Here is a 12,459-nt window from a genome sequence, read left to right on the forward strand (position 1 = left end):
ACCACAACAATCATAACACCTCTTCAAACAAACAATCCTCGCGCTCGACACGAGCATCCAGGCAACACGGCAAGGGTTCGCAATAAGTCTGCTGAAATTCAATGGCTTAAGTCGCCTGGATGCTCGGGGCAAGCCCGAGCATGACCCCTGTGGGGGAACGCCAGTGAAGACGTCAACCCACGCATGCAAGGGTTTGCCGTCAGTCTGAGGCCGCCATGCCAATGGCGGCCTTTTTGATATGCGATCATGTCGTTTTCAGACATGAATCGACCTTCTCCCAGGCAGATGATGTTCGTTCATAGCAAAGCCTGGGAGGAAGACATGACAAGTGCATCGAACCGGGGCGTCATATTTCAAGGCGCCGGAAAAGTGACCGTCGAAGCGATCGATTTTCCGAAACTGGCGCTGGGAGAACGCCGCTGCGATCACGGCGTGATCCTGAAAATCCTGACCACCAATATCTGCGGCTCCGACCAGCATATGGTGCGCGGTCGCACCACCGCGCCGCAGGGTCTTGTGCTCGGTCATGAAATCACCGGGCAGGTGATCGAGTGCGGGCGCGATGTGGAGTTCATCAGCGTCGGCGACATCGTTTCCGTGCCGTTCAACATTGCCTGCGGGCGCTGCCGCAATTGCAAGGAGGGCAAGACCGGCATCTGCCTCAACGTCAATCCGGCGCGCCCGGGCGCGGCCTATGGCTATGTCGACATGGGCGGCTGGGTCGGCGGGCAGGCCGAATATGTCATGGTCCCCTATGCCGACTTCAACCTGCTGAAATTCCCCGATCGCGAACAGGCGATGGAGAAGATCACCGATCTGACGCTGCTCTCCGACATCTTCCCCACCGGCTTCCATGGCTGCGTGACGGCGGGCGTCGGGCCCGGCTCGATCGTCTATATCGCTGGCGCCGGGCCGGTCGGCCTTGCCGCCGCAGCCTCCGCGAGACTTCTGGGGGCTGCCTGCGTCATCGTCGGGGACATGATCCCCGAGCGCCTGCGGCAGGCGAAAAGCTTCGGCTGCGAGGCCATCGACCTCAGGCAGGACGCCACGTTGGGAGACATGGTGGCCGAGATCACCGGCACGCCGGAGGTGGATGCCTTTGTCGATTGCGTCGGTTTCGAGGCCCATGGCTGCGGCCATGATCACAGCCACGAGCAGCCTGCCACCGTGCTGAATTCGGCCATGGACCTGACCCGCGCCGGCGGCCAGATCGGCATTCCGGGTCTTTACGTGACCGAAGATCCCGGCGCTGCGGACAAGGCCGCGCAGAAGGGCGCGCTCAGCCTGCGGTTCGGGTTGGGTTGGGCGAAGTCGCATTCCTTCCACACCGGCCAGTGCCCGGTGATGCGCTATAACCGGGCGCTGATGCAGGCGATCCTGTATGATCGGGTGGATATCGCAAAGGCGGTGAATGTCGAACTCATCACCCTCGACGATGCCCCGCGCGGCTATGCCGATTTCGATGGCGGGGCGGCCAAGAAATTCGTCATCGACCCGCATGGATCGGTCGCGGCTTAGCGAAACGACGAAAACAGATGCAAAGCCGGACTGCCGGCAAGCCATTGTTGCGGACACCCGGCGCTTGCCCATCGCTCCGTCACCCCGGACTTGTTCCGGGGTCCAGGGCGGCATAACGCTCTGCGCGCAAAGGGTTTATTCCTGATAGTCGCCGATATTCCGCCCTGGATGCCGGCTCAAGGCCGGCATGACGGAAGTGACCGTGAGGGCGCTTCGCCAGCGACCGGCTTCGCCGGAAAGGCGCCGGCACGATCGGTTCACCCGATCGGAACCAGTGGCGCCGGCATTTCGCTGGTCTTCTCCGCCGCCTTGCAGATGTCGGCGATCACGCAGGCCGGACAGTCCGGCTTGCGAGCTTTGCAGACATAGCGGCCGTGCAGGATCAGCCAGTGGTGGGCGTGGAACAGGTATTCGTCCGGGATCACCCGTTCCAGCTTCGCCTCGACCTCGTCCGGCGTCTTGCCGGGCGCAAGGCCGATACGGTTGGCGATGCGGAAGATATGGGTGTCGACGGCGATCGTCGCATGGCCGAACGCCATCGACATCACCACATTGGCGGTCTTGCGGCCGACGCCCGGCAGCGTCACCAACTCCTCGCGCGTCCTCGGCACCTCGCCGCCGAAATCGTCGATCAGCTTGCGGCTCATCGCGATCACGTTCTTGGCCTTGTTGCGGTAGAGCCCGATCGTCTTGATATGGGCAATCAGCCTTTCCTCGCCCAGCTCCAGCATCTGTTGCGGCGTCTCGACTTCCGCAAACAGCGCGCGGGTCGCCTTGTTGACGCCGACATCAGTGGCCTGGGCGGAAAGCGCTACGGCCACCAGCAGCGTGAATGGGTTGGTGTGCTCGAGTTCGCCCTTCGGCTCCGGCCGCTGGATTTCGAAGCGGCGAAAAATCTCGCGGATCTCCGCCTCGCTATAGGCGCTCGCCCGCGCGCGATTTGACTTTTTGCGCCTTTGGGTGCTGACTGTGGGTCTGGTTTTTGTCATTTTTTCAATCTGGCTCGACGCGCAATGACCGAAGCGCTTGATGACAGGCCGGTCTTTTCGGCTGAACTTTTCCCCCATCGCTCTCTAGGGCGCAAGGGTTTTCGCGTGCTGCTCATGCTCGCGGCCCTCGGCTTCGTGGCGAATGTGCTCTATTTCACCGTCCATGGCGCCTGGCCGATCGCGCTTTACTGCCTTGCGGCCTTCGCCGGTCTCTATGCCGCCTTCCGGCTGTCCTATCGCAGCGCGCTCGAGCGCGAGCATGTCCGGGTGTCGCGGCTCGAGATATCCGTCACCAAGGTGACGCCGGCGGGCAAGCGGCTTGAGGCGCATTACAATCCGTTCTGGGCGCGCTTCACCGTCGACCGTCACGATGAATTCGGCATCACCCAGATGGCGCTTGCGGGGGAGGGGCGGCGGACCGAGATCGGCGCCTTTCTCAATCCCGATGACCGCGAGAGCTTCGCCAGGGCCTTCCGGCAGGCGCTGGCCACCGTGAAACAGCGCATTTGAGCGCCTCTGGCAAGAATCGGGTGGCGGCGCGGAAAGAAACCGTGCTTCCTGCCGTGACGAAGGAGCACGAAGCCGATGAACGCCTTATTTGACACCATATCCGACAGCGCCGTAGAGACCACACCCTGCGGAGCGGACTACGACACAGTGCGCAGCGTGATCACGATGATCAGCGAGGACTATCGCGAACAGCCGGGGCTCGAGACCATCGCCGAGCGGCTCGGCATGTCGCCGACCGGGCTGCAGAAGACCTTCACCCGCTGGGCCGGCCTGTCGCCCAAGGCGTTTCTGCAGGCGATCACGCTGGACCACGCCAAGGAGCTCCTCGGCAAGGAGCGGCTTCCGGTGCTCGACACCTCCTATGAACTCGGCCTGTCCGGGCCCGGACGGCTGCACGATCTGTTCGTCACCCATGAGGCGATGTCGCCGGGCGAATGGAAGAGCGGCGGCGAGAGCTTGGTGATCCGCTACGGATTTCATGCCTCGCCCTTCGGCCGGTCGTTGCTGATGATCACCGATCGCGGCCTTGCCGGCGTCGCCTTCGCCGATCCGGGCGACGAGCGCACCGCCTTCGAGGACATGACCGCGCGCTGGCCCAATGCGACGTATATCGAGGACGAGCCGGCAACGGCGGCCTATGCGCGGCGGATATTCGACCCGGAGGAATGGTCCTCGGACCGGCCGCTCAAGGTCGTTCTGATCGGCACGGACTTTCAGGTTCAGGTCTGGGAAAGCCTTTTGAAGATACCCTTCGGCAAGGCGAAGTCCTATTCCGAAATCGCATCCGAGATCGGCCGGCCCAACGCCTCGCGCGCCGTTGGCGCTGCGATCGGGCGAAATCCGGTCTCCTTCGTCGTGCCCTGCCACCGCGCGCTCGGCAAGTCCGGCGCCCTGACCGGTTATCACTGGGGCGTGACCCGCAAACGGGCGATGCTCGGCTGGGAGGCCGGCAAGGCGTGAGCGCCGCGCTTGACCAAAACGGATATTCCAGCCGAACCGGTTGCCGTTTCGGCCCTTCGTTTCCATATCCTTTCTTGACTTTGAAAAGCCCGGCTTGCGATAGTCGCCGGGAAACCGCCGCCCTTGCATGGCGGGCCGATGTCTGCGAACAGTCATGAACGCATCACCGCGACCCGCTATCATCGCGGGAGCGCCGCGACGGCTTCGGCGGAACAGGATTGCGGCCGGCCTTCGGGCCCGGCCATAGAAGGAAGGATGAGGAAAATGGCTTCCAAGCTAGATCAATTGCGCGAGATGACCACGGTCGTTGCCGATACCGGCGATATCCGCGCTGTCGAGAAACTGAAACCGGTCGATTGCACCACCAATCCCTCGATCGTGCTGAAGGCGCTGTCCACCGACATGTTCGACGACGCCTTCGCCGAGGCGATCAAATGGGGCAAGGAGCAGGGCGGCGCCAAGGATGACGTTGTTGCAGCCGTCGCAAGCCGGCTCGCCATCGATGTGGGTGCTGCGCTGGTAAAGCTCGTGCCCGGCCGGGTTTCGACCGAGGTTGACGCCGACCTGTCCTTCGACACCGAGGCTTCGGTCGCCAAGGCGCGTGAGATCATCAAGGCCTATGAAGACCGCGGCATCGGTCGCGAGCGCATCCTGATCAAGCTCGCCTCCACCTGGGAGGGCATTCGCGCCTGCGAAATCCTGCAGAAGGAAGGCATCGACTGCAATCTGACGCTGCTGTTTTCCAAATGCCAGGCGATTGCCTGCGCCGATGCCGGCGCCTTCCTGATCTCGCCCTTCGTCGGCCGTATCCTGGACTGGTACAAGAAGGATACCGGCGAGACCTATACCTCGGAAACCGATCCGGGCGTGCTGTCGGTCCGCTCGATCTACAATTACTACAAGGCCAACGGCATCAAGACCGTGGTCATGGGCGCCTCGTTCCGCAATACCGGCGAGATCGAAGGCCTTGCCGGCTGCGACCGGCTGACGATCTCCCCGAACCTGCTGGAAGAACTCGCCGCCGACGAGGGCAAGCTGGAACGCAAGCTCACGCCGGATGTGTTCGAGGCCGAAGACAGGATCGAGATGGACGAGAAGACCTTCCGCTGGATGATGAACGAGGACCCGATGGCGACCGAAAAGCTCGCCGAAGGCATCCGCAATTTCGCCAAGGACCTCGGAAAATTGCGCACGCTGGTGGCGGAAAAGCTCGACGCCTGAAAATTTTTCGAAAAAATCACCCGATCAACCCGGCCTCGCGGCCGGGTTTTTTGTTGCCTGAAACAGCGCCGGAAGGCTTGCAAACGGTGGCGTCAATACTGATTTAATCAGTTGATTTATAATGGAAATTGTCGCGCGCTTCAGGCCGCCCTGTTCTGAAAAATAGAGCGTCATCAAAGACTTCGTAGTGGACCGTCAACAAAAAAACGACGCAGCGGCTCTAAAATGAAGACTTGTTAATCAACTGATTAAATCCCATCTCCCGGTCATCAAACGACACAATGATGATCAAAGGAGTTTCATCATGAACAAGTTCGCAGCAACCGCCGCCCTGGTCTCCGCTCTCGCAGCAGCCCCCGCGGCCTTCGCCATCCAGCCCTCCGCCGTTCCGGACACCGGCACGCTTTCCAAGGCCCCGGTCGGCTCCACGGTCCAGATCAACAGCACCGACAATTTCGGCGACCGCTATGTCAACTTCTTCCGCGTGAGCGAAGACGGCTCGCTGCAACTGGTCGATCAGGTTCGCCAGAGCAACGACTGAAGCCACCAATAATCGCGCGTCGGAAAACGGCGCCGCATCCGACTGAAATACCCAAGGAGTATTCTGAAATGAACAAGTTCGTAGCAACCGCCGCCCTGGTCTCCGCTCTCGCAGCAGCCCCCGCGGCTTTCGCCATCCAGCCTTCGGCCGTTCCGGATACCGGCACGCTCTCCAAGGCCCCGGTCGGCTCCACGGTTCAGATCAACGGCACCGATAACTTCGGCGACCGCTATGTCAACTTCTTCCGCGTGACCGATGACGGCTCGCTGCAGCTGGTCGACCAGGTTCGCCAGAGCAACGACTAAAACAAGCAGGGTGACCGGCGCCGGCAATGGCGCCGCACCCCTCTCAAGGAGTCATAAAAATGAAAAAGATCGCAGCGTCCGCCGCTCTGTTCTCCCTTCTGGCCGCCGCGCCGGCCGCCTTCGCCATCCAGCCTTCGGCCGTTCCGGACACCGGTACGCTTTCCAAGGCCCCGGTCGGCTCGACGGTTCAAATCAATGGCACCGACAAGTTCGGCGATCGCTATGTGAACTACTTCCGCGTGGCCGATGACGGTTCGCTCAAGCTCGTTGACCAGGTTCGCCAGAGCAACGACTGACGCGTCAGATAACCCGTGCGCGCCGGTCTCCGGCGTGGCACTCTTTCAGGAGCAATGGCAATGACAAGGTTCACGGTCCCCTCAGCCCTGGTCCTTTTGCTGGCCGCCGCGCCGGCGGCCTTTGCTCTCCAGCCCGCGGCGATCCCGATGGATGGCCTGCGGATGATGGTGTCCGCCGGCGGCGTCGACATTGAAAGCGCCGAGCGTTTCGACGCCGCGGAAAGCGCCGGAATGACGGTCAGCGACGAGGCCCAGCAGTCCGTCGACTGATACCGAGCAGAATGCGGCTTTCGCCGTTGGCGCCGGCGAAGCCTGACATCGGCTGCAATGCCCGAGGTGACTTGCCCCCCTACACCTCAACATGGCCCCGGTTTTCCGGGGCCTTTTTTTGTCATATGCCGGCGTTGCCGGCGCGCGGGGAGCCTTGGCGTCGAAGCCACATCCAATCCAAGTTTCTGAAAATCATTTTCATGAAGCCATTTTTTTGGCGAAAGTTTGTTGACGTTTCGGCTTTCTTGTCTCAGTCTGAAGAAAATAAATTACGAAAATGTTGGGAACAGTCCTCCATGAAGGTCGCTATTATCGGACTCGGTTTCCGTCTGGGTTATCTTGGCGCGGTGTTTTCCGAAATGGACCCCGATTTCGAGATCGTGGGTTATGTGGATCCTGCCCCCGCCGGGCTCGAAACGCTTGAAAAAGACGGCATTTCTCCCGGCAAGGCCTATGACACGCCCGAAGCGCTGATCGAAAACGAGACGTTCGATCTCTTGATGATCGGTTCGCCCAATTTCATGCATCTCGACCATATCCGCATCGGGCTTGAGGCGGGGCTGACCGTTTTCACCGAAAAGCCGATCGTAATGTCGATTGAGGAGAGCTACGCACTCGCGGCTCTCCTCCATACCTATGGCCACGACCGGCTGCTGGTCGGCCTCGTGCTGCGCTATTCGCCGCTTTACCGCGACCTGCGCGCCGCCCAGGCCGACGGCCGGCTGGGCGATGTGGTTTCGATCGAGGCCTCGGAGCATATCGCGCCCTATCACGGCGCGTTCTTCATGCGCGACTGGCGGCGCAACACGCGCTATTCCGGCCCCTTCATGCTGGAAAAATGCTGCCACGACCTCGACCTCTATAATGGCGTGGTCGGCGCGCGGCCGCGTTATGTCGCAAGCTTCGGCGGCCGAAAGAGCTTCACGCCGGCCAATGCGCCACAGGGCGCCGGCGCCAACGATATCGAGGTCTATCACCGCAAGCCGAGCGGCTGGATGGGATCGGACAAGGTGTTCGACAGCGACGGCGACATCATCGATTACCAGACCGCGACCGTCGAATATGAAAACGGCGTCGCCATGACCTTTCACACCAATCTGAATGTGCCCGACGAATTCCGCCGCTTCTGCGTGATCGGCGCGAAGGGCATGGCGGAGGGCGATTTCGTGCGCGGCTTCCTCGATGTCCATGACGCCCGCACCGGCGAGAAAACCGTGTCGCGCACCTATTCCGCTCCGTCGGAACGCTCCCAGCATTATGGCGCGGACGAGCAGATGGCCGAGGATGTGATCGCCCATATCACCCGCGGCGCGGCGCTGCCGGTCTCCGCGCTCGACGCCATCGAGGCCGGCATTCTGGCGCTCGCCATGGATGAGGCCCGCCGCGAGCGCAAGGTGGTCGATCTCGCCCCGGTCTGGGCCCGCTATGACGCGCTGCTTCACGGCGAGACCGCCGAAGCGAAAGCCGCGGGCTGAAGGGGACCGGGATGGATACCAAACGCTCAGCCGTCATCTTCGCCTGGCTCCTTCTCGCCCCCGCCCTGATCTATATCCTGCTGATCGTCGCCTATCCGCTGCTCGACACGATCAACCTCTCCTTCACCGACGCCTCGCTGAAGCGGACCTATGACTGGGTCGGGTTGGAGAATTATTTCAAGATTTTCGAGCGCGGCTTCGGCGAGGTGATCATCCGCACCTTCATCTGGACCTTCTTCTCGGTCGCCGCGAAAATGGTGATCGGCGTGTTCGGCGCGTTGCTCCTGAGCGCCGCCGTGCCCGGTCGCACCCTGTTTCGGGTGCTCGCCATGCCGCCATGGATCGTGCCGATGGCGATCGGCATCTTCATGTGGGGCTGGATGTATAACGGCCAGTTCGGCATGATTTCCGGCCTGCTGCAGCGCTTCGGCCTGCTCGATGGCCCGTTCCCGATCCTGGCGACCGGCACGTCGGCCTTCATCGCCACCATTGTTACCGATGTCTGGATCGGCGTGCCGATGGTCACGATCTACATGCTGGCCGCCGTGCAGTCGATCCCGTCCGATCTCTACGAGGCCGCCTGGACCGATGGCGCCGGCCGGTTCTACCGCTTCCGCCGGATCACCCTGCCGCTGATCGTGCCGGCTTTGGTGACGATGTCGATGATCTCGTTGATCTCGACCTTCAACTCCTTCGACATCATCTGGATCCTGACCAAGGGCGGCCCGTCGAGTGCCACCACCACGATGATCATCGATACCTACAAGGTCGCGATCGGCTCCTACAAGTTCGGCGCGGGCGCGGCCCGGGCGGTGCTGATCTGCATCTTCCTGTCGATCTTCTGCTACGTCTATTTCCGCGCCGTCAGCCGCTTTTCCGGGGAGGCCGCACGATGAAACCCACCGCCCGCATCCATCATTACAAGTGGTATGAGCTGATCGGCGTCTATGCCGGGCTCGCCGTGTTCCTGTTCTTCGTGCTGGCGCCATTCTTCGAGGGCTTCATGGTGTCGCTGAAGCCGCTCAACCACCTGTTCTCCGCGCCCTACAGGTTCTGGCCGGAAGACCCGTCGCTCGCCGCCTATTTCGACATGTGGGAGCGGGTGCCGCTGCTCGGACGCTATATCTTCAACTCGATCCTGATTGCCGGCATCGGCACGGCGCTTTCGGTGATCTTCGTGACGCCGGCGGCCTATGCCTTCGCCCGGTTCGAGTTCAAGGGCCGCGGCCCGCTGCTTGGCGCGTTTCTGGCGGTCAACATGTTCTCCGGCGCGGTGCTCCTGATCCCGCTGTTTAGGCTGATGCGCTCCTTCGGGCTGATCAACACCTATTTCGCGATGATCGTGCCCGGCGTCGCCTTCACCATCCCGACCGGCATCTGGCTGCTGCGCACCTATATGCTGCGCATTCCGCGCGAGCTGGAGGAAGCGGCGCTGGTGGATGGCGCAAGCCGGTTCTACACCTTCCGCCGGGTGATCGTGCCGCTCGCCATGCCCGGCATCGCCGTGATCGCGATCGCTGCCTTCCTGACGATCTACGCGCAGCAATTCATCTTTGCGCTGACCTTCAATTCGAAGTCCGAATACATGCCGCTTCCGGTCGGCCTCTACGCCTTCTTCGGGCGGCAGGAGGTGATCTGGAACGAGCTGATGGCGGCAAGCTTCGTCGGCATCCTGCCGGTGTTCATCGTGTTCCTGTTCCTTCAGCGCTACCTTGTTGCCGGTATGACGGCAGGCGCGGTGAAGACCTGACCCGGCGGTTTCGGCCGCCACCCTTTTGGCGATCGGGAGAACATGCGCTGCATGCGACCGCCAGTTCGAACGGCAGGGGTTTGACTGCCGAAACGCAAAGGCCCGCACCGTCCACGGGCGATCATCGAATGGACGAAAGATAGGGGAATTCAAAATGCCTGATCTGAAGAAACTCAGCCTCGGCGTCGCAACGCTCGCGCTCCTCGCCTCGGCCTCCGTCGCCTCCGCCGAAGACAAGGTCGTATCGATGATCCAGTGCGGCGACGAGCTTGCCGAAGGCTATGACGGCTTCATCGCCGAATGGGAAAAGAACAATCCCGGCTACAAGGTCGAGACCGAGGTTGTCGGCTGGGGCCAGTGCCAGGACAAGGCCACCAACCTCGCCGTTGCCGGCACGCCGATCGCCCTTGCCTATATGGGCTCCCGCACCTTGAAGCAGCTTTCCGAAAACGGCCTGATCGTGCCGATCCCGATGAGCGAGGAGGAAAAGGCTTCCTACTATCCGCACATCGTCGACACCGTCACCTTCGACGGCGCGCAATGGGGCGTTCCGGTCGCGTTTTCCACCAAGGCGCTCTACTGGAACAAGGACCTGTTCGAACAGGCGGGCCTCGACCCGGAGACCCCGCCGAAGACCTGGCAGGAACTCTACGACATGGCCGCCACCATCAAGGAAAAGACCGGCACGCCCGGTTTCGGCCTGACCGCCAAGAGCTTCGACAACACCATGCACCAGTATCTGCACTGGGTTTACACCAATAACGGCCAAGTCGTCGACGCCGACGGCAATATCGTACTCGACAGCCCGCAGAACCTGGAGGCGCTGGAATGGTACGGCAAGATGGTGGACGTCGCCCAGGAAGGCCCGACCGCCTACGAGCAGGACGAGCTGACGCCGCTGTTCAACGATGCCCAGGTGGCCATGATCGAGCAGGGCCCGTGGGTGAGAAACCGCGTCAATGACGATCTCAACTGGGGCGTGGCGCTGCTGCCGGTCGGCCCGCAGGGCGAGGGCCCCGGCACGCTGCTGATCACCGACAGCATGGCCGTGTTCGACGGTTCGGGCGTTGAAGAACAGGCGATCAGCCTCGCCAAATGGCTCACCAACCCGGAAAACCAGTTCTATTATGAAAAGACTCACGGCCTGACGCCGCTGCGTCCGGTGCCGGGCGTTCAGGAAATGGTGGCCGAGGACCCGACCTGGGCGCCCTTCCTCGACGGTATCGAGTTCGGCGGTCCGGAGCCGCTGTTCACCGATTACCAGGCGTTCCAGAACGCCATGGTCGACATGGTCCAGTCCGTCGTCATCGGTTCCGCCGAGCCGGCTGAGATCCTCTCCTCGACCGCGGCCGAGATCGAAGAATACAAGTAAAACGACGGCCGCCCGGCGAAAACCCGCCGGGCGGCTTCCCATTTGCAGGCCGGCCTGGAACGGCGGCCCGGATGCGGCAGGAGAGACCTCTTGGGACAGCTCAATCTCAAAAACATCTACAAGAATTACGGCATCTACGATGTCATCAAGGGCATCGATCTGGAGGTGCATGAGGGCGAATTCGTGGTTTTCGTCGGCCCGTCCGGCTGCGGCAAATCCACGCTTCTGCGCATGATCGCCGGCCTTGAGGACATCACCTCCGGCGACATCACGATCGATGGCGAGCGCGTCAACAATCTCGCCCCCGTCAAGCGCGGCATCTCGATGGTGTTCCAGTCCTACGCGCTCTATCCGCATATGACGGTCTACGAGAACATCGCCTTTCCGTTGCGCGTGCAGAAAATGGCCGAGCCGGAGGTGCGCGAGCGCGTCGAGGCGGCGGCGAATATCCTGCAACTCGGCGAGCGCCTGCAGCAGAAGCCCGGCATGCTGTCGGGCGGCCAGCGCCAGCGCGTCGCGATTGGCCGCGCGATCGTGCGCAAGCCGAAAATCTTCCTGTTCGACGAACCGCTCTCCAACCTCGACGCGGCGCTGCGCGGCGAAATGCGCATCGAACTGACGCGCCTCCACCACGACCTCGCGGCCACCATGATCTATGTGACCCACGACCAGGTCGAGGCCATGACCATGGCCGATCGGATCGTGGTGCTGAATGCCGGCGACATCGCCCAGGTCGGCGCGCCGCTCGAACTCTACCACAAGCCGCAGAACCTGTTCGTCGCGGGCTTTATCGGCAATCCGCCGATGAATCTCCTGAAGGTGACCTGCACCGGCGCCGATCAGTCCGGTGTCACCGTCGAATATGACGGCAAGAGCCTCACCGTCCCGGTGGAGCCCCGCGACGGCCTCGTCGGCGAAACGCTGACGCTCGGCATTCGTCCCGAGCACACCGTGCTTGGCGGCGGCGAGCTGGCGATCACCATCAAACCGACGGTAATCGAACGCCTTGGCATCAACACCATCGCCTATGCGGCGCTTGGCGAGGGCAAGACCTTCTGCTCGCTGACTTCGGGCTCGGCCCCGGTGCGCGTCGACGAGGACGTGGTGATCGGCATCAACGCCGCAGACTGCCACCTGTTCGATGGCGACGGCAATGCGCTGGAGCGCCGCGTCGAACTCAAGGATTTCGATTTCGAGAAAGTGCTGGCGCCCGAAGCCCAAGCTTGAGCCGGGGGCCAGCCATCGGCGGAGC

15 protein-coding genes are annotated in these 12,459 nt (G+C 62.1%); 13 read left to right on the forward strand and 2 right to left on the reverse strand.

The features are described 5' to 3' along the window. Nucleotides 1-321 precede the first annotated feature (321 nt). A complete protein-coding gene (gene fdhA / locus K7H91_RS09720) occupies nt 322-1,518 on the forward strand; it encodes a formaldehyde dehydrogenase, glutathione-independent (RefSeq protein ID WP_230720036.1) in 1,197 nt (398 codons plus the stop codon). A gap of 257 nt (nt 1,519-1,775) precedes the next feature. Here fdhA and nth read toward each other — a convergent pair whose 3' ends face one another. Further along, nucleotides 1,776-2,507: an endonuclease III gene (gene nth, locus K7H91_RS09725; protein ID WP_230720037.1), complete on the reverse strand. Its 732-nt coding sequence runs from the start codon at nt 2,505-2,507 to the stop codon at nt 1,776-1,778. A 24-nt stretch (nt 2,508-2,531) separates the two neighbouring features. Between nth and K7H91_RS09730 the strand changes: the two genes are divergently transcribed. From K7H91_RS09730 to tal, 3 genes are all read left to right on the forward strand, one after another. Beyond that, nucleotides 2,532-3,017 (forward strand): DUF2244 domain-containing protein, encoded by a 486-nt coding sequence (locus K7H91_RS09730; protein WP_230720038.1) that lies wholly within the window; start codon nt 2,532-2,534, stop codon nt 3,015-3,017. 75 nt (nt 3,018-3,092) lie between these two features. Beyond that, nucleotides 3,093-3,977: a methylated-DNA--[protein]-cysteine S-methyltransferase gene (locus K7H91_RS09735; protein WP_230720039.1), complete on the forward strand. Its 885-nt coding sequence runs from the start codon at nt 3,093-3,095 to the stop codon at nt 3,975-3,977. A 264-nt stretch (nt 3,978-4,241) separates the two neighbouring features. Further along, entirely contained in the window at nt 4,242-5,198 is a 957-nt protein-coding gene (gene tal / locus K7H91_RS09740) for a transaldolase (RefSeq protein WP_230720040.1), read from the forward strand. Between the two features lie 24 nt (nt 5,199-5,222). On the opposite strand, the gene K7H91_RS09745 is transcribed toward tal, so the two are convergent. Then, the gene (locus tag K7H91_RS09745) at nt 5,223-5,372 is read right to left on the reverse strand and encodes a hypothetical protein (protein ID WP_230720041.1); all 150 of its coding nucleotides are present in this window, start codon (nt 5,370-5,372) and stop codon (nt 5,223-5,225) included. Between the two features lie 130 nt (nt 5,373-5,502). Here K7H91_RS09745 and K7H91_RS09750 point away from each other — a divergent pair, with 130 nt between their 5' ends. From K7H91_RS09750 to K7H91_RS09790, 9 genes are all read left to right on the forward strand, one after another. Next, nucleotides 5,503-5,739, forward strand: coding sequence for a hypothetical protein (locus K7H91_RS09750; protein WP_230720042.1), 237 nt, complete (start codon nt 5,503-5,505; stop codon nt 5,737-5,739). A gap of 68 nt (nt 5,740-5,807) precedes the next feature. After that, nucleotides 5,808-6,044 (forward strand): hypothetical protein, encoded by a 237-nt coding sequence (locus tag K7H91_RS09755; RefSeq protein ID WP_230720043.1) that lies wholly within the window; start codon nt 5,808-5,810, stop codon nt 6,042-6,044. Nucleotides 6,045-6,103: 59 nt separating this feature from the next. Further along, nucleotides 6,104-6,340: a hypothetical protein gene (locus K7H91_RS09760; RefSeq protein ID WP_230720044.1), complete on the forward strand. Its 237-nt coding sequence runs from the start codon at nt 6,104-6,106 to the stop codon at nt 6,338-6,340. Nucleotides 6,341-6,400: 60 nt separating this feature from the next. Beyond that, nucleotides 6,401-6,610: a hypothetical protein gene (locus tag K7H91_RS09765; RefSeq protein WP_230720045.1), complete on the forward strand. Its 210-nt coding sequence runs from the start codon at nt 6,401-6,403 to the stop codon at nt 6,608-6,610. 296 nt (nt 6,611-6,906) lie between these two features. Beyond that, nucleotides 6,907-8,085, forward strand: a complete 1,179-nt coding sequence (locus tag K7H91_RS09770; RefSeq protein WP_230720046.1) for a Gfo/Idh/MocA family protein — start codon at nt 6,907-6,909, stop codon at nt 8,083-8,085. A gap of 11 nt (nt 8,086-8,096) precedes the next feature. Then, nucleotides 8,097-8,981 (forward strand): carbohydrate ABC transporter permease, encoded by an 885-nt coding sequence (locus K7H91_RS09775; RefSeq protein WP_230720047.1) that lies wholly within the window; start codon nt 8,097-8,099, stop codon nt 8,979-8,981. Then, nucleotides 8,978-9,835, forward strand: a complete 858-nt coding sequence (locus K7H91_RS09780; protein WP_230720048.1) for a carbohydrate ABC transporter permease — start codon at nt 8,978-8,980, stop codon at nt 9,833-9,835. The genes K7H91_RS09775 and K7H91_RS09780 overlap by 4 nt, the downstream gene beginning before the upstream one ends. Before the next feature lie 154 nt (nt 9,836-9,989). Then, nucleotides 9,990-11,207 carry an ABC transporter substrate-binding protein gene (locus K7H91_RS09785; protein ID WP_230720049.1) on the forward strand — a complete coding sequence of 406 codons (1,218 nt, stop codon included), beginning with the start codon at nt 9,990-9,992 and terminating at the stop codon, nt 11,205-11,207. A 90-nt stretch (nt 11,208-11,297) separates the two neighbouring features. Then, complete coding sequence (locus tag K7H91_RS09790; RefSeq protein ID WP_230720050.1) at nt 11,298-12,434, forward strand: ABC transporter ATP-binding protein; 1,137 nt, start codon at nt 11,298-11,300, stop codon at nt 12,432-12,434. Nucleotides 12,435-12,459 lie beyond the last annotated feature (25 nt).

Origin of the sequence: Martelella mediterranea (assembly GCF_021021415.1) — a bacterium.
GTDB lineage: Bacteria > Pseudomonadota > Alphaproteobacteria > Rhizobiales > Rhizobiaceae > Martelella > Martelella mediterranea_C.